Source organism: Janthinobacterium lividum, from assembly GCF_034424625.1.
Taxonomy (GTDB): Bacteria; Pseudomonadota; Gammaproteobacteria; order Burkholderiales; family Burkholderiaceae_D; genus Janthinobacterium; species Janthinobacterium lividum.
Window position 1 is genome coordinate 512,939 of sequence record NZ_CP139976.1, and the last position, 17,864, is coordinate 530,802.

16 protein-coding genes are annotated in these 17,864 nt (G+C 63.7%); 12 read left to right on the plus strand and 4 right to left on the minus strand.

The genetic code is table 11. The annotated features are described in order from the left end of the window. Positions 1-975, plus strand: coding sequence for a glycoside hydrolase family 43 protein (locus U0004_RS02215; RefSeq protein ID WP_070258461.1), 975 nt, complete (start codon positions 1-3; stop codon positions 973-975). A gap of 93 nt (positions 976-1,068) precedes the next feature. Next, positions 1,069-2,010, plus strand: a complete 942-nt coding sequence (locus U0004_RS02220; protein ID WP_034752932.1) for a LysR family transcriptional regulator — start codon at positions 1,069-1,071, stop codon at positions 2,008-2,010. Between the two features lie 209 nt (positions 2,011-2,219). Here the strand turns inward: U0004_RS02220 and U0004_RS02225 are convergent, their stop codons facing one another. From U0004_RS02225 to U0004_RS02240, 4 genes are all read right to left on the minus strand, one after another. Next, the gene (locus U0004_RS02225; RefSeq protein WP_070258463.1) at positions 2,220-3,485 is read right to left on the minus strand and encodes a DUF6445 family protein; all 1,266 of its coding nucleotides are present in this window, start codon (positions 3,483-3,485) and stop codon (positions 2,220-2,222) included. Between the two features lie 46 nt (positions 3,486-3,531). Beyond that, the gene (locus tag U0004_RS02230) at positions 3,532-4,263 is read right to left on the minus strand and encodes a hypothetical protein (protein ID WP_070258465.1); all 732 of its coding nucleotides are present in this window, start codon (positions 4,261-4,263) and stop codon (positions 3,532-3,534) included. Between the two features lie 35 nt (positions 4,264-4,298). After that, positions 4,299-5,120 (minus strand): hypothetical protein, encoded by an 822-nt coding sequence (locus U0004_RS02235; RefSeq protein WP_070258467.1) that lies wholly within the window; start codon positions 5,118-5,120, stop codon positions 4,299-4,301. A gap of 85 nt (positions 5,121-5,205) precedes the next feature. Beyond that, the gene (locus U0004_RS02240; protein WP_070258469.1) at positions 5,206-6,585 is read right to left on the minus strand and encodes a caspase family protein; all 1,380 of its coding nucleotides are present in this window, start codon (positions 6,583-6,585) and stop codon (positions 5,206-5,208) included. A 187-nt stretch (positions 6,586-6,772) separates the two neighbouring features. Here U0004_RS02240 and U0004_RS02245 point away from each other — a divergent pair, with 187 nt between their 5' ends. The 10 genes from U0004_RS02245 to U0004_RS02290 all read left to right on the plus strand — a co-directional run bounded on the left by U0004_RS02245 (position 6,773) and on the right by U0004_RS02290 (position 17,860). After that, entirely contained in the window at positions 6,773-7,537 is a 765-nt protein-coding gene (locus U0004_RS02245) for a hypothetical protein (RefSeq protein WP_070258472.1), read from the plus strand. Then, positions 7,534-8,577 carry a hypothetical protein gene (locus tag U0004_RS02250; protein WP_070258474.1) on the plus strand — a complete coding sequence of 348 codons (1,044 nt, stop codon included), beginning with the start codon at positions 7,534-7,536 and terminating at the stop codon, positions 8,575-8,577. Before U0004_RS02245 ends, U0004_RS02250 begins: the two co-directional genes overlap by 4 nt. Before the next feature lie 33 nt (positions 8,578-8,610). Beyond that, positions 8,611-9,468 carry a hypothetical protein gene (locus U0004_RS02255; protein WP_070258476.1) on the plus strand — a complete coding sequence of 286 codons (858 nt, stop codon included), beginning with the start codon at positions 8,611-8,613 and terminating at the stop codon, positions 9,466-9,468. 1 nt (position 9,469) lies between these two features. Beyond that, positions 9,470-11,074, plus strand: coding sequence for a hypothetical protein (locus U0004_RS02260; RefSeq protein ID WP_231958477.1), 1,605 nt, complete (start codon positions 9,470-9,472; stop codon positions 11,072-11,074). Beyond that, entirely contained in the window at positions 11,049-11,960 is a 912-nt protein-coding gene (locus U0004_RS02265; RefSeq protein ID WP_070258478.1) for a glycerophosphodiester phosphodiesterase, read from the plus strand. The genes U0004_RS02260 and U0004_RS02265 overlap by 26 nt, the downstream gene beginning before the upstream one ends. A 204-nt stretch (positions 11,961-12,164) precedes the next feature. Continuing rightward, positions 12,165-13,190: a LacI family DNA-binding transcriptional regulator gene (locus U0004_RS02270; RefSeq protein WP_081345806.1), complete on the plus strand. Its 1,026-nt coding sequence runs from the start codon at positions 12,165-12,167 to the stop codon at positions 13,188-13,190. Beyond that, the gene (locus tag U0004_RS02275) at positions 13,190-14,677 is read left to right on the plus strand and encodes a sugar ABC transporter ATP-binding protein (protein WP_070258481.1); all 1,488 of its coding nucleotides are present in this window, start codon (positions 13,190-13,192) and stop codon (positions 14,675-14,677) included. Before U0004_RS02270 ends, U0004_RS02275 begins: the two co-directional genes overlap by 1 nt. Further along, positions 14,658-15,665 (plus strand): ABC transporter permease, encoded by a 1,008-nt coding sequence (locus tag U0004_RS02280; protein ID WP_070258483.1) that lies wholly within the window; start codon positions 14,658-14,660, stop codon positions 15,663-15,665. The genes U0004_RS02275 and U0004_RS02280 overlap by 20 nt, the downstream gene beginning before the upstream one ends. Positions 15,666-15,768: 103 nt before the next feature. After that, entirely contained in the window at positions 15,769-16,695 is a 927-nt protein-coding gene (locus U0004_RS02285; RefSeq protein WP_370452836.1) for a substrate-binding domain-containing protein, read from the plus strand. Between the two features lie 112 nt (positions 16,696-16,807). Beyond that, positions 16,808-17,860: a sugar phosphate isomerase/epimerase family protein gene (locus U0004_RS02290; RefSeq protein ID WP_070258485.1), complete on the plus strand. Its 1,053-nt coding sequence runs from the start codon at positions 16,808-16,810 to the stop codon at positions 17,858-17,860. Positions 17,861-17,864 lie beyond the last annotated feature (4 nt).

A 17,864-nucleotide genomic window follows, 5' to 3' on the forward strand; every position in this document is an offset into this window, starting at 1 on the left:
ATGTTCAAGCAACACACACTTGCCGCAGCCATCGGCATGGCGGCGGCGCTCGCCTGCGCCCCATTCGGCGTGCAGGCGGCCAACCCCATCGTGAAAAATATCTACACGGGCGACCCGGCCGCGCTGGTCGACAATGGCAGGGTGTACCTGTACGTCGGCCACGATGAAGCGAGCGCCACGGATACGGATTACCGCATGAACGAGTGGCGCGTGTATTCCTCGTGCGACATGGCGAACTGGACGGACCACGGCTCGCCCGTGCGTTACTCGACCTTCGCGTGGGCCGGCAAGGATGCCTGGGCCGGCGACATCGTCAAGCGCGGCAACAAATACTATTTTTATTCGACCGTCGACCACAAGACCATCCCCGGCAAGGCCATCGGCGTAGCCGTGTCCGACAGCCCGACCGGGCCGTTCGTCGATGCGCGCGGCAGCGCCCTGATCACGAACGACATGACGAAGCAGACGGCCATTCCCTGGGACGACATCGATCCGGCCGTCTTCATCGATACGGACGGCCAGGCCTATATTTACTGGGGCAACACGGTCTTGAAATACGCCAAGCTGAAAGCCAACATGACGGAGCTGGACGGCCCGATCCTGACCTTCGGCATGGATGCGTTTACGGAAGCGGCCTACATGCACAAGCATGCGGGCACGTATTACTTGTCGTACTCGCGCAATTTCCCGGAAGAAACGGCGTACTCGACAGGACCGACGCCGACAGGTCCCTGGCATTTCCGCGGCACCATCATGGACAAGAATGCCGTCGTGAAAACCATTCACCAGGCCATCATCGAATTCAACGGCAAGTCCTACATCTTCTATCACAACGACAAGTTGCCCGGCGGTGGAGAATACCGGCGCTCCGTGGCCGTGGAAGAGCTGAAATACAAGCCGGACGGCACCATCGAATTCATCCATCAAACGGCCGGTCCGGCCGCCAATCCCAGCGCCGCCTGCAAGGCATCCTGAACGCTCGTTGACTACGCACAAAAAGGAGACACACCGATATCTATAACATCGATATTGAGTTAGAACCGATATCGATCATGATATGATTTATTCATGGATACCCTCAACCCCAACTGGTTCTTGCGAGCCCGCCTGAAGACACGGCAATTGCTGCTGTTGATCGCCCTTGACGAGCAGCGCAACATCCACCGCGCGGCGGAAGAATTGCACATGACGCAGCCGGCGGCGTCCAAGCAAATCAAGGACCTGGAAGAGATGCTGGACGTGCGCCTGTTCGACAGGTTGCCGCGCGGCATGGAGCCGACCATCTACGGCGAGACGATGATACGCCACGCGCGCATGGCCCTGACGAGCCTGTCGCTGGCGCATGACGACATCGTCGCCCTGAAGTCGGGCTTGACGGGCCAGGTGGAAGTGGGCGTCATCATGACGCCGGCCATGGCCTTGCTGCCGCGCGCGATCGCCCGCATCAAGCAGCAGGCGCCGCTGATGCGCATCGGCGTGCACCTGGAGCACAGCAATACCCTGATGGACATGCTGCAGCACGGCACCCTGGACTTCATGATCGGGCGCATCCTGGAAAAGGAAAGCAGCGCCGGCCTCATCTACGAGGAATTGACGGAAGAGCCGGCCAGCGCCGTGGCGCGCAATGGCCATCCGCTGCTGTCGCGCAAGAATCTGCAATTGAAAGACCTGGCGGGCCAGCCGTGGATCTTGCCGCCGCAAGGCAGCATCCTGCGCCACCGCTTCGACATGATGTTCCGCCGCGCGGGGCAGGAGCCGCCTGTCGACGTGGTCGACACGACGGCTTTGCTGCTGATTACGTCCTTGCTGCAGCAAACGGACTCGCTGCACGTGATGCCGACGGAAGTGGCCCATTACTACGAATCGTTGAACGTGCTGAGCATTTTGCCCATCGAATTGCCGTGCAAGATGGATGCGTTCGGCATCATCCGCCAGCAGGATCATTTATTGTCGCCGGGGGCGGATATGCTGCTCAAAGCTGTACGCGCGACCGCCGCGGACATGTATTGACGATCACCCAATAAAACGTCCATGGCGTTGTTGCCGTGCCTTGTCGTACATTCGTACTGCCTGCGGCACGGCGCCTAGCCCTGAACATTTTCTTCGGCGCCGTCACCAACTTCGGGGATTTTTACCGCCAATTAATCGGGCACTTCAAAAAAGACAGGTAGGTCGGATTAGCCCGCAGGGCGTAATCCGACAATACTCGTGCAGCATGCTTAATCCGGCACCTCAAAGAAAAACAGCTGCACCAGTCTGCCATTTTCCGGCGTGTCGCCAAACACATTGCTGATCGAGTGAAAGTAATGGCCCTTGTACACGATCAGGCGATTGTGGCGCATGGGCACTTCCAGCAGCGCTTGCCAACTGTCGCGCTGTTCCTGCAAGTCATTGAATTTCTGTACTTTACTGTTCGGCAGCCAGCGCTTCTGGAAATCCTTGAAGCTGGCATAGCCGCCCGCTTTCACGTCCGCCTCGGGCAGTCTCCGGTACCAGCCGCTGGGCTGGTGGCGCCAGAACGTGGTGCCGCCCTGGCATTGCTCGGGCGGGTTCAGATACAGCACGCCTGCATAGAAATTGAAATTGTTGCCCGTCTCATTGTCCACGTGGATATCCGTGCGCGCCATCGCGTCCGCATAGCTGAGGCGGTACGAGCCATTGTCGGGCGAAATGAAACGGATGGGGCGGCCCAGTGCCGTGGCGATGCGCTCCATGATGGCTTGACTGGGCTGGCCCGCCGTCTGGCTGCCCGGATAGTTTTGTCCCGCATAGCGCTGCTGCTCGAATGGCAACGCCAGCGCCTGCGCGCGCCAGGCGGCCGGGTCGGGCAGGAAATCGTCGAGGATGTGCAAGTCCGTTTCGCGGATAAAATCGTGCAGGGTGTCCGCGACATTGAGCGGCGTCAATGTCTCTGCCTGTTCCGCTTGCGGACTGGCAAAGCCGATGCAGCACGTTTGCGCCAGCGCAGGATGCAGCGCCAGGCCTTGCGCGTAGCGGGCCAGCGCCAGTTCCTGCTGTCCCGTGCGGTAGTACAGCTCGGCCAGTCCCTGCAGGGTTTGCCAGCGCTGCGGACGCAGGGCATGGGCCCGTTCCAGCTCGGCGATGGTGTCCGCCAGCTGCTGTTTGCCCATCAGCAATTCGGCATGGCTGATGGCGAAATCGTGTTCGTGCGGCGCCAGCCGCGCCGCCGTGGCGTAGCTGGCCAGCGCCGCCTCGTTGTCCGTGCCGCGCAACACATTACCGAGGTTGTAGTGGAACAGGGCATTGTCGGGCTGTTGCTTGAGCGACAGTTTTAACAGGCCCAGGCCGATGGTGCCCTGACCCAGTTCCAGCATCGCCAGGCCCTGGAAATGCTGTGCTTCGGCCAGGGCCGGGTTCAGTTTATGGGCGGCCTGGTAGGCGTTGATCGCCTCGATCAGCTTGCCCGCCTGCTGCAGCCGTTGCCCGTTTGCCAGATGTTGTTCCGCCAGTGTCTGTTCGCCCATGTCGCTATCCCGATGCAGTGTGGCGAACAGTGTAACCGAGCCCGTTCTACTGCGCCTGGCTGACGGGAATTTCTTCTCCGTTCAGCTTGATCGCCACCTTGACGATCTGCGCCTTGACCTGATGGCTGGCCATGTCCGCTTCCTGGGCGTAGGCGTACACGACGATGGCGAAGTCCTTGTAGCCGCTGCGCGCCGCCTCGATCTTGCGCGCCGCCTCCTGGCCCACCTTCAGCAGCGAATAACCGTCGCCATTCGTGAATGCCAGCTTGTAGTCGCCGTTGTCGTACATGTAGTAATACGTGCCCGCTTCGGCGAACTTGGCGGGGAAGGCGGCCTTGTCCATGGCGTACGGGGACAGCGCGCCCTGGCCATTGATCTGGTAGCGCAGGTAGCGCCTGGTTTTCGCTTCGCTGACCTTGGCGTCGATCTGCGGTTTCAGGGCGTCGAGCACTTCCTGCTTGCGGAAGGCATCGTTGCTGCCCGCATATTCGCGCGAGATGCGCTGCGCCACGGCCGCATAGTCGGGCGGCACGCCGGACAGGGCGATGTAGCTGTACATCAACTGGTTGCCGCTGGTGATGTCGACATAGCTGGCGCTTGGCGTGGCGGCGTCCGCTTGCGGCAGGCTGGCGGCGGCCGCTTTTACCTGCGCCTTGGCGGCCAGGTCCGCGACATTCGCGGCGACGGGGGCAGAGGCGGCTGGTGTGGCGGTGTCGTTCTTGCCGCAGGCGGACAGGAGCACGGCGATGGCGAGAAGGGCGGAGAAAGTGCGGTTCATGGTATTTCCTTCAGTATGGATGTGTAAGAGGTGACTTAGCCGACGGTTTTGCGTTTGTATTCGCCATAACCGTAAGCGGCCAGGACAATGCTGGCGGCCAGCACCAGGTAAAAGCCGATGCCGAACGAGAGTCCCTGCCAGACCTGCCCCAGCATTTCGCTGGCCATCTGCTCTGCCATGCGGGCCGCGCGCGAGCCCATGATGCCGCCCATGGCGTTGCCCGCGTCGCTGACGGCGCCCTTGATCTTGAGGAACAGCAAGCTGCTGTGGATGACGACGAACAGCAGCGGCGCGCACTTGCCCAGCGCCGCTTTCGGGTGGCTGCTGGCCATGGTGGCGCAGCAGGCGGCAATGGCCAGCAGGAAGAAGAATTGTGCCGAGGTAAAACCGCCGCCGCCATCGCGGGCAAAGCTTTCCAGGCTGTCGGCGGACAGGCCCAGCAGCTGCCAATAGGTGCGAGAAACGGAGGCGAACAGGCGGATGCCGATGGTGTTGAAGACAAAGGCGCCGGCGATCAAGACGCCCAGGCTGGCCAGCACCTTGATGCCCAGGGCGGACACGGCCTGACCCCACAGCTGCTGGCCCTTGTCGCGCGCCAGTTTCGCCGCGCCGGCCATCTCTTCCTGCGCCAGTTGCTGCGTTGCCACGGCGCTGACGGTGGCGAGGCCGCCTGCGTCATCGAAGCGCACGTCGACGACGGCATTGATGGCGGGCGCCACGTCCGAACGCCAATGCGTGGCCACGTCGAAGGCATGTTGAATGCCGGCCACGCTGACGGAACCTTGTCCGCTTGCTTGGTAGGCGAGGATGCGGCCCCGTTGGCCGGTGGTGATTGCTGCTGGGCTGGATGGTTGCATGGGATTTCCCTGGTCACTGTCATGCTGTATTGCATGTACCCACGGATAACGGGGGCAGTTCAGGGAAATCCAAAATTATTTGGAATTATTTTTTCGGCGGCTGCATCAGGTCCTTGGCGGCGCCCTGGTAATCCTTCATCAAGCCCATGAAGGCGTCCTGCAAATGCCGGGCAGCATCCTGCGGCGGCGCGCCCGTGCGCCGCGCCAGGTCGAATTTATACGCGTGCGCGGCCGTGTAGCCGGCCTGCGAGGCGGCGTCCAGCAGCACGCCCGCCCGTTTCAGCGAGGCTGGGTCACCTTTGACCATCAGCAATTCCGCCAGATAGGTCTGGGCGATGGGAAAGTCTTTCGCGGCGGCTTTTTCCAGCCACTGCATGCCCGCCTTCGGCTGTTTGATGCCCGCGTCGCCGCCGCCGATGCCATAGCCGAGGGCCGTCAGCGCCACCAGGTCCCCGCCGCGCGCGCGCTTTTCCAGTTGCTGGCGGGGAAACGGACGGGCCGCGATCTGCATGCGGATTTCATAGTTGATGTCTTGCAGCACGTTGCCTGGCCACACCTTGGCACCGGATGCGGCAGGCTTCTCCACCGTCGGGGCAGGCGCCCGCATGCCGTTGTTGCCCGATGCCAGTACGCCCGGCGCCGGCGGGCTGACGCCCTTGCCGCTGCCCATGTTCAGTACCAGCCGTGCCGACGTTTCGCCAAACGACACGCGGGGCTTTTGCACGTCGTGCGTCATGGCGGCGACGCGTGCCGCCACTTGCGAAAATACGTCGCCCATGGACAGGCCCGGTGCGTCGAGCGCGTCGAGCAGGGCGCTCGTATAGGGACTGTTGCGCGAATCAGGCGACCAGAAATCGCGCGCCAGGGCACCGGGACCGGCTGAATAGGCGATCACCACGCCGCGTGGCGCTTGCGTGTCGGCAAAGCCATGGCTGGCCGCATTGCCGCCGCCGGGAACCACTGCGGCGCCGCCGCGCGTATATTCCTGGCGGCAAGCGTCAAGGATCAGCACGGCGCCGCGCGCGCCCGTGCGCTGCAAGTCGCCCGCCAGGCTGGAAACGGACACGCCCTGCGCGGCAATGGCGGCCGCACTGAGCGCATTCATGTTCGCGCCCAGCGGCAGCACATAATTGGCTTCGCCCGCCTGCGCGCCGTGGCCCGCGTAAAACACGAGGGCGATATCGGCGCCGCGCGCCTGTGTGGAAAACTCGGCCGAGGCCTTTTGCAGCTGTGCCGCATTGATGTCCGTGCGCAACAGCACTTCAAAGCCCAGGCGGCGCAAGCGCTCGGCCATGGCGCGTGCATCGTTCACGGGGTTCAGCAAGGGTTGCGGATAGGCAGCGTTGCCGATCACCAGGGCGATGCGCTTGCCGGAACCGCTGGCGGCGGTCCCCACGGCCGCTTGCACGACATTGCCGCAGAGTAAAAAGATGAGGCTCAAAAACAGGGGAATCAGGCGATGCATCGGGGTCTCGGGGATTGTCGTGTGAGTAACAAAAGTTAGCGATTTCCAGTACGGTATGAGAAAATTGCCTAAATGCATTTTACCTGACTGACAAGTTTGTCTTGTTGTCCAGCGTATTTCCTCTTTACCGGCCAGCCTCGCTCCCGGCCAGTGGCGCGCGCCGCCCCAACACACGATCGGACCGGCTGTGCAATCGGAACAATTTGAACGGATTCATGCTTTCTGGACCCGCCGCCCGCAGCTGACACAAGGCGAACTGGGCGAGTTTTACCAGCGTGTCATCGCCGCGCTGACGCCATGCCGCCCGCGCGAGGCGGCGTCGCTGGGCGATTCACTGGCCGACTTGCGCCACCAGTTCTTTATTGAAAAAGTCCTCCACAGCGATAGTGACGCGGCGCCTCACCACGTCGGCGCCCTGTTTTTGTACTTCAAGCGCTTCATCATCGACCAGCTGCGCAAGCAGCGCATCGAGGAGGATGCCGATGCGCAAGAAGGCTGCGAACTGCGCGCACCCGACGCCTATGCGGAAGCGCTGCGCGATTACCGGCTCACGCCACAGCAGGTGCGCGAGGCGGCAGACAGTTTTATCACCACCTTGCCGCGTGACTTGATCTTGCTGCTGCGCCATTGCGGTTGCGGCGGCATGCCGGTCAAGGAACTGGCCGAGCAGATCGCTTCCGCGCATTACCACGGCGGCAAGCTGGGCCTGGTGCACAGGCAGAAGGACGATCCTGCCAGCGCGGGACGCCAGATTGTCGAGCCGGCCCACCGCGCCACCTTGCTGGGCAGCTGGGTCTTGAGCCTGCTCAAGCTGCGCGTGGGGGACTCCTTGGCCGCGCGCGACATGCAGGCGGCGCAAATAGTTTTGGATATTTTATGTGTGGCCGCGTTATCCCTGCACATGGACCCCGTGTCCACCCACCCGAATACTGATGAAAGGCCATCGGCATGACTGCATTGACGCCCACACTGGCCATCGTTGCCGCGCGCCTGCCGTCGCCACCGTCTTCCATCGACATGCTGGACGACGAGGTGGCGGGCGATACCCCCGACTGGCGCGACATTCCCGTGCCGGAACACGTGATGCAACGCTTCGCGCGCCGCAGCGACGCCGCACCGCTGGCAGCAAGGCCCATCGCCGGTGGACAGATTCACCTGCTGGCGCGCCGTCCCGGCTTCGGCGCCGTGCTGCTCGACGCCTGGGACAGCACGCGGCAGTGCTGGCGCGGCTGGCTCGTCACGCCCGATACGGCGTATGCGGATGCCTGCGGCCTGGTGGTCGAGGAGCGCGACGCGCCCGCTGATCCGCGCGCCGGCCTGGTGCTGTGCGACATGCCGGTGACCCTGGCCGTGACGGACCTGGGTGCCTGCCTGGGCGTGTTCAGCCAGGAACGCCTGCAGGCGGCGCGCTGGCTGGAAACGCATGGCCGGGCGAACGGGGCGGGGGTAGCTGCGGCACCGGGTGTGATCGCCCGCGTGGCCTTGCCCGGCGACGATTACGTCTTGACGGGCACGCCGCTGTCTAGCGAGCTGGGCAAGGATGGCCGCGTGGCGTACCGGCAATTGCTGCGCCAGGGGCTGCAGCAATTGCAGATCGCTTCGGCCGATGCGGCCGCATCCCAAACGACGGCACCGATATCGAGGCCTGTGCAGGCAGCCAATGCGAACCGCTGGCTGAAGATCGTCACGGCCGTGGCCGCCAGCGTGATGGTGGTGCAATCGGCCTGGCTGTTCCTGCCGAAAGAGGGCGCCATCGTCGACCATGCGGAGTTCCGCAATGGCGGCAGCGGCGTCGAGAAGGGCGTGCGCATGCGCGTGCTGTTCCGCGCCGAGGCCACGGAGGCGGAAATCCGCACCTGGCTGCAGCGCGAGCAGCTGGAAATCGTCGCCGGGCCGGACACCCTGGGCGCCTTCACCCTGCTGTCGCGCGACCGCCAGAAAGTCTTGCCGCCGCCAGGCCCGGGCAATCCGCTGGCCGTGATCAATCCCTGACCCCGAAATAAGAGAAAGTTATCGAGCATGACAATGTATAAGAACTTTGCATCCGCGCACTGGCGCAAACTGGCCCTAGGCCTGGCTGCCGGCGTCCTGTTGACGGGCTGCGCCATGACGCCGAATGGCCGTGGCGGCGTGCTGGTGGGGCTGGATACGGCCGAGCTGTTCGGCACGCCGATTTCCACCTTCCGCCTGCGCGACGGCACGGAAGGCACCTTGCGCAAGGATCCGAAGGGCAAGTATTCGATCAAGCTGTCGCAGGCGTTCCGCGTCGTACCGCTGGACAAGGCCATCACGGCCCGCGTGGCGCGCGTGGAAAACGTGGGCGAGCGCACCGTCGTGATCGTGGAAACCCAGGAGCGCGGCTGCGCCTACCGCTATGAAGTGCTGGCCTTCCAGGGCACGGACGTGCTGCAGTGGACGGTCGGCAATTGCAAGGACCGCCCCCGCGTGGAGCTGGCGGCGGACGCCAAATCGCTGAATATCGATTTCCCCAACTACAACCGCCTGTCGCGCATGATCTACACGGACAACCGCCTGCTCAACGCCAGCGTGGCCGTGCCGCCCGGCGTCGATACGCGCGCGCAGCCGTTTGCCGATGACGCCTTGCGCGCCACCGGTCCCGCCATCGCCACCATGCCCGGCAGCGACAGCGGCCGCGTGATCCCGGCGCCACCTGCCCCGGCATCGGCCCCGGCCCCTGCCGCCGCGCCGAAAGCGGGCAGCCGCGCCAGCGCCAAGGCGCGCCGCCAGGACACCCCGGCCAGGGCGGCGGCGCCCGCGTCCATCAGCCTGCCCGCGCCGCGTGCCGCAGCGGCAGCCCCGGCGGCGCCGATGATCTTCCAGGCTGAAGAGATCAAGCCTGTCGTCATCGATTTGAGGAAATAAGATGGCCGCGAGTTTGCGCAGTCTGCAGATCCGGCAGACCCTGATTCTGATCGTCCTGACGATCATTTACCTGTGCTTCGAGCTGGGCTTCAATGCCCGCCTGCTCGACGTGGTGGGCGGCAACGTCAAGCCGGAAGACGTGGAAGGGGTGGAATTCTATGGCCGCAGCCTGTCCGGCATCGCCGCCGCGCTGGTGGTGCTGCAGCTGATGTGGCGCCGCCGGCTGAAGAACAATGGCAGCGGCCCTGGCTGGGTAAAAATCATCGTTTGCTGCCTGGTCACGGCCGGCGTCGTCTTCGGGGTGCTGAAGACCACGGTGAATGTGCTGGTCAACACGCGCGACGCGGAATTTCGCCGCATGGCCTTCAACACCACCTTGCTGCAGCGCTCGCTGGTAGGCGGCAGCCTGCAACTGCAAGGCCTGGTCGACGATCCGACCCTGTTCGCCAAGCCGGAAGGCAAGTCCTTTTTGGCCCTGTTCCCCTTCCTGGCCGTGTCGGTGCGGCATCTTGACGAGCGCATGGGGCCGGCCAAGGAGCAGCTGGTGCGCGCTAACGTGCGTCAGGTGGCGGGCGGCCCGTCCGGTTACTATGACAAATATCAGGAAGCCATGCGCGAGCTGGCCGGCAAGTGGGAGCTGTATGCGGGCATCATTCCCGACAGCGATGCCGGTTTGCGTGCCAAGCAGCAATCCTCGTGGCAGGAATACGTGAGCAGCCTGTCGCGGCGTGGCTGGCAGCCGCATTCCGTGCCGATGCGGCGCCAGGCGGCCGTCGTCAATAATGTGCGCAAGAAAGTCCCCGTGCCCGCCAACTGGCGTACCGACGACGAGCGGGGCTTCCGCGCCGCCGTCAAGCGCCGCTACACAGCCGAGGCGGCCAGCAAGGGCGTCACCGTGCGCGGTGAACGCATCCCGCCGGGCTTGCCGTTTGCCGCCTTTGTCGCGCGCCCTGGCGTGCAGGCGGAATTGCGCGAAGCGTTGAAACTGCCTGCAGGCGCCACGGTGCAGCCAGCGTATGCCAGTCCTGCCGAGTTCGGGCGCCTGTTCGAGCAGTTCCTCGATCGCCAGACGGCGGAAAAACTGGTGGAATACCGCGCCAGCCGCACCGACTTTGAAGCGGGTGGCAGGTTCTTCCATGAAGGCAAGGAAGCGGCGCGCGCCGCCATCGTGCCGCCCGTGGCCCTGTTCTTCTCGCTGCTGGGCGCCATCGGCCACTTTTCCAAATTGCTGTACCTGGTCGCCACCGTCGTATTATTGCTGCTGGCCATGCGCCGTGGCGAGCAGGCGGGTGCCGATGGACAGCTGAGCCGCCGGTCCGCCTGGATCGCCACAGGTGTGCTGGCGACGGCCTTTGCGGGCAGCTGGGGCATGCTGTCCATTCTCGACAACAACGTCACGCGCAGCGAGCTGTTCGGGCAAATGCTGGACTGGACGCGCCAGCCCGAGCCCGACAGCACGCGCTGGCAAATCGCCGGCAAGGGCTTGCTGGCCAATATCACGCACGTCGTGGCGGTGGGGCAGGGCTACAGTTACCCCGTCAACGAAGCGATCCGCATCCACGTTTTGCAGGGAATTCACTATGGCTATCACGCGCAACAAAAATAAGGCGGCCGCGCTGGCATTGCTGCTCAGCACGTTCTGCACGTTGGTACAGGCCGACTGCCTGGGCATGAAGGTGCACGCCCACCGCGGCGCCGGCAATGCGCCGGAAAACTCGCTGAGCGCGCTGCGTAACACGTATTTCGGCACCTGGGACGGCGTCGAGACGGATTTGCAGCTGCTGGGCGACGGCAGCTGGGTGGTGCACCACGATCTGTTGACTGGCCGGGTGGTCGACACGGGATCGCCGCGCACCGTCAAGCAGATGACGGCCGACGACTGGCGCGCCGCCAGCATGAAGAACCGTGGCGTGGCCACGCCGGAAACGCCGCCGTTCGTCAGCGACGTCGCCGACCTGGCCACGGCTTTCCCGGCGAAAACCCTGAATGCGGAAATCAAGGATGTCGTATCGTCGTGCGCGCCGATCGCCACCCTGGTGGCGCAGTTGCGTACGAACATCAAGCACGGCAACTGGTTCTTGACGTCAGGCGTGCCGAACAACCTGGCGTGTGCGCGCCGCGCCGACCCGCAGGGTTATCTGGGCTTGCTCGTGTTTGACGCGCGCAATGCCCAGGCGGCCGGCGCCAACCGGGTCAGCCGCTATATCGCGAAAAATGCCCGCCCGCCCAAGCTGGACAAGCCGTGGCTGCAGCGCGTGCAGCGGCAGATCGGCATGCCCACCGGCGTGCACGTGGATGCGCGCAGCCTGGACGCCAATCCGAATCTGCTGATGGACGCCGCCAGCCTGAACATGCCCGTCTTCGTCTACGCCGTCGATGGCGACTCGGCCCTGGCCGCGTCCTTGCTGCGCGCCCAGCAGCGCAGCCACCGCTGGCCCAGCGGCGTCATTCTTGACGGCAATCCCGAGACGTTTTGCGCGATGATGAAATAAGTGCTCGCTGATCTGCGACACGGCGTTTTGCCGTGCAGCAGAATACCTCGCCGCCACAGAAATAGCCGCTTGCGGCGGCCCGCGCAGGGCCACTCTTGTGCCGCCTTCCTGCCTCTTTTTTGCGCATTGCAGCATCGATATTGTTTGCATCGGGCGCGCGACTGGCTTATAAATGTAATCGATTACATTTTATTGAAAAGCGCCATGCCAGCAGCCGTTCCTTCTCCATTGCCGACAGAAACCGTCTCCATCAGCGCCGTCGCCGCGCATGCGGGCGTGTCGGTGGCCACCGTCTCGCGCGTGATGAACGAGCAGTCCGGGGTGCGGGCGCCCACGCGGGACAAGGTGCTGGCGTCCGTGGCCGCGCTCGGCTACCGCATGAATCATCTGGCGCGCAGCCTGCGCACGGCCGAGAGCCGCATGCTGCTGACCATGGTGCCCGACGTGGGCAACCCCTTCTATGCGCAGATCGTGCGCGGCATCGATACGGTGGCGCGCGAACACGGTTATTTTGTGCTGCTGTGCGACACGGGCGCCGATGCGGGCCGCGAGCGCTCGTATTTCGACTTGCTGCGCATGCACCGCGCCGATGGCGCCATCTGCCTCGATCCGGACACGGTGCAGCATGCCCTGTCGCATGAATCCGTCAGCCTGCCGTGGGTGGCGTGCTGCGAATTCGATCCCGCCGTGGCCGTACCCTATGTCGGCATCGACAACCACCGCGCCGCCTCCGACGCCGTCGCGCATCTGCTGTCGCGCGGCCATACGCGCATCGGCCTGATCAACTCCGACGAGCGCTATCTGTATGCGCGGCAACGCCAGCAAGGCTACCTGGACGCCCTGGCGGCGGCCGGCCTGCCCGTACAGCCGCAGTGGGTGCACACAGTGCAAAGCCTCGATTACGAAGCGGGCACGGCCGCCACCTTGCGGATGATGGCGGGACCGGATGCGCCCACGGCCATCTTTGCCGTCTCCGACACCCTGGCCATCGGCGTGCTGAGTGCGCTGCGCCAGCTGAAAAAAAGGGTGCCCGAAGACGTGGCCGTCATCGGCTTCGATGATATTGCCATCGCCGCGCAGATCGATCCGGGCCTCACCACCATCGCCCAGCCGATGCGCGAACTGGGCGAGACGGCGGCGCGATTATTGCTGCAGCGTCTGGCGGACCCGGCAGCCAGTGTGCCGGGCGTGCTGCTGCAACACCGATTAATTCTGCGAGGGAGTGCATAGTGAGCGTTGCCGTCGGTTTCGAGGGGGTCTGCAAGGATTTCGGCCCCGTGCGTGTCTTGCATGGCGTCAGTTTCAACCTGTCGCCAGGACGCGTGTATGGCTTGCTGGGCGAAAATGGCGCCGGCAAGTCGACCCTGATGAAAATCCTCGCCGGCTACGAGGCCGTGAGCGAAGGGCAGTTGCTGATCGATGGCCAGCCCCGGCGCTTTAGCAGCTCGCGCGCGGCGGAGAGCGCCGGCATCGTGCTGATCCACCAGGAATTCAACCTGGCCGAACACCTGACGGTGGCGCAAAATATGTTCCTCGGCCACGAAAAGACGCGCGGCTGGCTGCTCGACGAGGCCGCCATGCAGGAAGAAGCCTCGCGCTACCTGAAACAGGTGGGCCTGGACGTCTCGCCCGACACGAAAATCAGCGACCTGATCGTGGCTGAGAAGCAACTTGTGGAAATCGCCAAGGCCCTGTCGCGCCGCGCCCGCTTCCTGATCATGGACGAACCGACGGCCACCCTGACGTCGTCGGAAACCCAACGATTGTTTACCGTCATGGCCCAGCTGAAAGCGGACGGCGTGACCATTTTGTATATTTCCCACAAGCTCGACGAAGTCGAGCGCAACACGGACGAAGTCATCGTCATGCGCGACGGGCGTTTCGTCACGCGCGAACCGACGGCCAGCCTGACGCGCCAGCAGATGGCGAACCTGATGGTGGGGCGCGAATTGTCCGACATGTTCCCCGCCAAAGTGCCACTGGCGCCGGATGCCCCGATCCTGCTGAAGGTCGATGGCTTGAGCGTGCCCGGCTGGTCGAAAGACCTGTCGTTCGAGGTGCGCGCCGGCGAAGTGCTGGGCTTTGCGGGCCTGGTGGGCGCGGGGCGCACGGAATTGTTCGAGGCCTTGCTGGGCTTACGCCCGCGCAGCGCGGGCACGATCGAGCTCAATGGCCAGCCGGTGGATATCCGCACGCCCAAGCAAGCGATGCAGCACGGCATGACGTATTTGAGCGAAGACCGCAAGGGCAAAGGTCTGCATGTGAACCTGGGCTTGCGCGAAAACCTCACCATGATGACGATGGAGCGCTATGCGCGGCCGTGGCTGAATTTGAAAGCGGAAAAGGGGGCGCTGGCCAAGGCGGTGCTTGACTTCAATATCCGCACGGGCGACCTGGACAGCCGCGCGCGCATGCTGTCGGGGGGCAACCAGCAAAAGCTGGCGCTGGCGAAATACCTGCATTCCGACCCGCGCGTCGTCGTGCTCGATGAACCGAGCCGCGGCGTGGACGTGGGCGCCAAGCGCGACATTTACTTTTTGATACACCGCCTGGCCGCCGAAGGGCGCGCCGTGATCGTGATTTCATCCGAACTGATCGAATTGATTGGCCTGTGCCACAGAGTCGCCGTGATGCGCGCCGGCACCTTGCAAGCCACCCTGTCTGCTGACCACCTGACTGAAGAGGAGTTGATTGCCCATGCAACCGGCACGCACTGATACCACCGTATCCCCTATTGCTCGATTCGGCGCGCGCATCAAGGGCTTTGGCCCTGTGCTGGGCCTGCTGGCCCTGTGCATCGCGGGCACCTTGCTCAATGGCGATTTCGCCACCTTGGACAACTTGATGAACGTGCTCACGCGCACGGCCTTCATCGGCATCATCGCCGTCGGCATGACTTTCGTGATTATCTCTGGCGGCATCGACCTGTCCGTTGGCTCGATGGCGGCCCTGATCGCCGGCTGCATGATCTATTTCATGAATGCGCTGGCGCAAGGTGCGGGAGGAAATCTGGCGCCGATCACCATGCTGGTGCTGGGCATCGCCATGGCGCTGATCCTTGGCGCGGGCTTTGGCCTGATGCATGGCTTGCTCATCAGCAAGGGCAATATCGAGCCGTTCATCGTGACGCTGGGCACCCTCGGCATCTTCCGCGCCGTATTGACGTACCTGGCCGATGGCGGCGCGCTGACCCTGGACGCCACCCTGTCCGAGCTGTACAGCCCCGTGTACTACACGAGCGTGCTGGGCGCGCCGATACCGATCTGGATTTTCCTGTTCGTCGCGGCGGCCGGCGCCATCATCCTCAACCGCACGACGTTTGGCCGCCACGTGCAGGCGATCGGTTCCAACGAGCAAGTGGCGCGCTATGCGGCCATCAATGTTGATAGAGTCAAGATCGCCACCTACATGCTGCTGGGCGTCTGCGTGGGCATCGCCACGGTGCTGTACGTGCCGCGCCTGGGTTCGGCCACGCCGACCACGGGCTTGCTGTGGGAACTCGAAGCCATTGCCGCCGTTGTCGTGGGCGGCACGGCGCTGAAGGGAGGCGAGGGACGTATCGTCGGCACCGTGATCGGCGCCATCCTCTTGTCCGTGATCAGCAATATCCTGAATTTGACCAGCATCATCAGTGTCTACCTGAATGCCGCAGTGCAAGGCGTGGTGATCATCGCCGTCGCCTTCCTGCAGCGAGGCCGCAAATAAAACAAGAGCGGCGTTCTGAAAGGGCGGCCAACGGGCGCCCACAACCTTGGAGGAGAGCAGCATGAAGAGCTTTATACGGGTAGCAGGGATGGCAGTGCTGGTGATGCAGGCATGGGCGCTGCCGATGGGACCGGCGCAGGCGGCCGAGAAGCTGGTGGTGGGCGTGGCCATTCCCACAGCCACGCACAGTTTCACGTCGGGCATCGTGTGGTGGGCGAACCAGGCCAAGGCGGAGCTGGAAAAAGCCCATCCTGGCCTGAAAATCATCGTCAAGACGGCCGCCACGGCGCCCGAGCAGGCGAACCAGCTGCAGGACATGTTGACGGTGAACAAGATCAATACCCTGGTGATCTTCCCCATCGAATCGGCCTCGCTGACGCAGCCCGTGGCGCAAGTCAAAAACAAGGGCGTGTACGTGACCGTGGTCGACCGCGGCTTGACGAACACGCAGTCGCAGGATGCGTACATCGCGGGCGACAACACGGCTTTCGGCAAGCTGCCGGCCGAATACCTGGCGAAGAGCCTGAATGGCAAGGGCAATATCGTCGTGCTGCGCGGCATGCCGACCACCCTGGACAACGAGCGCTACGATGCATTTAGTGCCGTCATGAAAGGCCATCCCGAGATCAAGGTGCTCGATGCCAAGTACGGCAACTGGAACCGCGACGATGCCTTCAAGGTCATGCAGGATTACCTGACCCGCTTCAAGCATATCGACGCCGTCTGGGCCGCCGATGACGACATGGCCATCGGCGTGCAAAAAGCCATCGCGCAAGCCAAGCGCACGGACATCAAGCAAGTGTTCGGCGGCGCGGGCGCGAAGGGCGCCGTGAAAAAGATCATGGATGGCTCCGACCCGCTGATCGTGGCCGACGTGTCGTACTCGCCGAAGTTCATGTACGACGCCATCAAGCTGACGACGGAAGCGCGCCTGAAAGGTGATAAATTGCCGGCCAACACCATCATCCCGTCGGTGCTGATCACGCGCGAGAACGCCAAGCAGTTCTACTTTCCGAACTCGCCTTTTTAACGACATCCCAAAACAAGGATTGGGGTCGTACCCTGACGGGGGAAGGCGTCCCAATGGGGCGCCTTCCGCTCCCGCAGGGACCGACCTTCCAATTTGATTTTAAGGAATTTCCATGAAAACCATCCAGGGTCCGGCCATTTTCCTGGCCCAGTTTCTCGGCGACGAGCCGCCGTTCGACTCGCTCGAGCACCTGGCGCAATGGGCGGCCGGCCTCGGTTACAAGGGCTTGCAGCTGCCGACGGCGCCGCGATTGTTTGACCTGGAACAGGCGGCCAGCAGCCAGCAGTATTGCGACGACGTGAAGGCCTTGCTGGCGCGCCACGGCTTGCAGGTGACGGAATTGTCGACGCATTTGCAGGGCCAGCTGATCGCCGTGCATCCCGCTTACGACGCCCTGTTCGATGGCTTTGCGCCCGAGCACGTGCGCGGCGATCCCGCCGCCCGCACGGCCTGGGCCACGCAGCAATTGCTGTGGGCGGCCACCGCCTCGCAACGCCTGGGATTGCAGGCGCACGTGACGTTTTCCGGCGCGCTGGCCTGGCCGTATCTGTATCCATGGCCGCAGCGCCCCGCCGGCCTGGTGGAGACGGCGTTCGCGGAACTGGCGAAACGCTGGCTGCCCATCCTCGACGCGTTCGATGCAGCGGGCGTGGACCTCTGTTATGAACTGCATCCGGGCGAGGACTTGCACGATGGCGTGACGTTCGAACGCTTCCTGGCCGCCGTCAACGATCACCCGCGCGCGTCCATCTTGTACGATCCCAGCCACTTCGTGCTGCAGCAGCTCGATTACCTGGCGTTCATCGATATTTATCATGCGCGCATCAAGGCCTTCCATGTCAAGGACGCGGAGTTCCGGCCGAACGGGCGCCAGGGCGTGTATGGCGGCTATGGCGACTGGCAAGACCGGGCCGGGCGCTTCCGCTCGCTGGGCGACGGGCAGATCGACTTCAAGGCGATCTTTTCCAAGATGGCGCAGTACGACTTTCCGGGCTGGGCCGTGCTGGAATGGGAATGCTGTCTGAAACACCCGGAAGATGGCGCGGTCGAGGGCGCGCGATTCATCCGCGAGCACATCATCCACGTGGCCGAACACGCGTTCGACGATTTCGCGGGCAGTGCGGTTGACCAGGATCAAATTCATCACTTGCTTGGCTTGAAATAAGGAG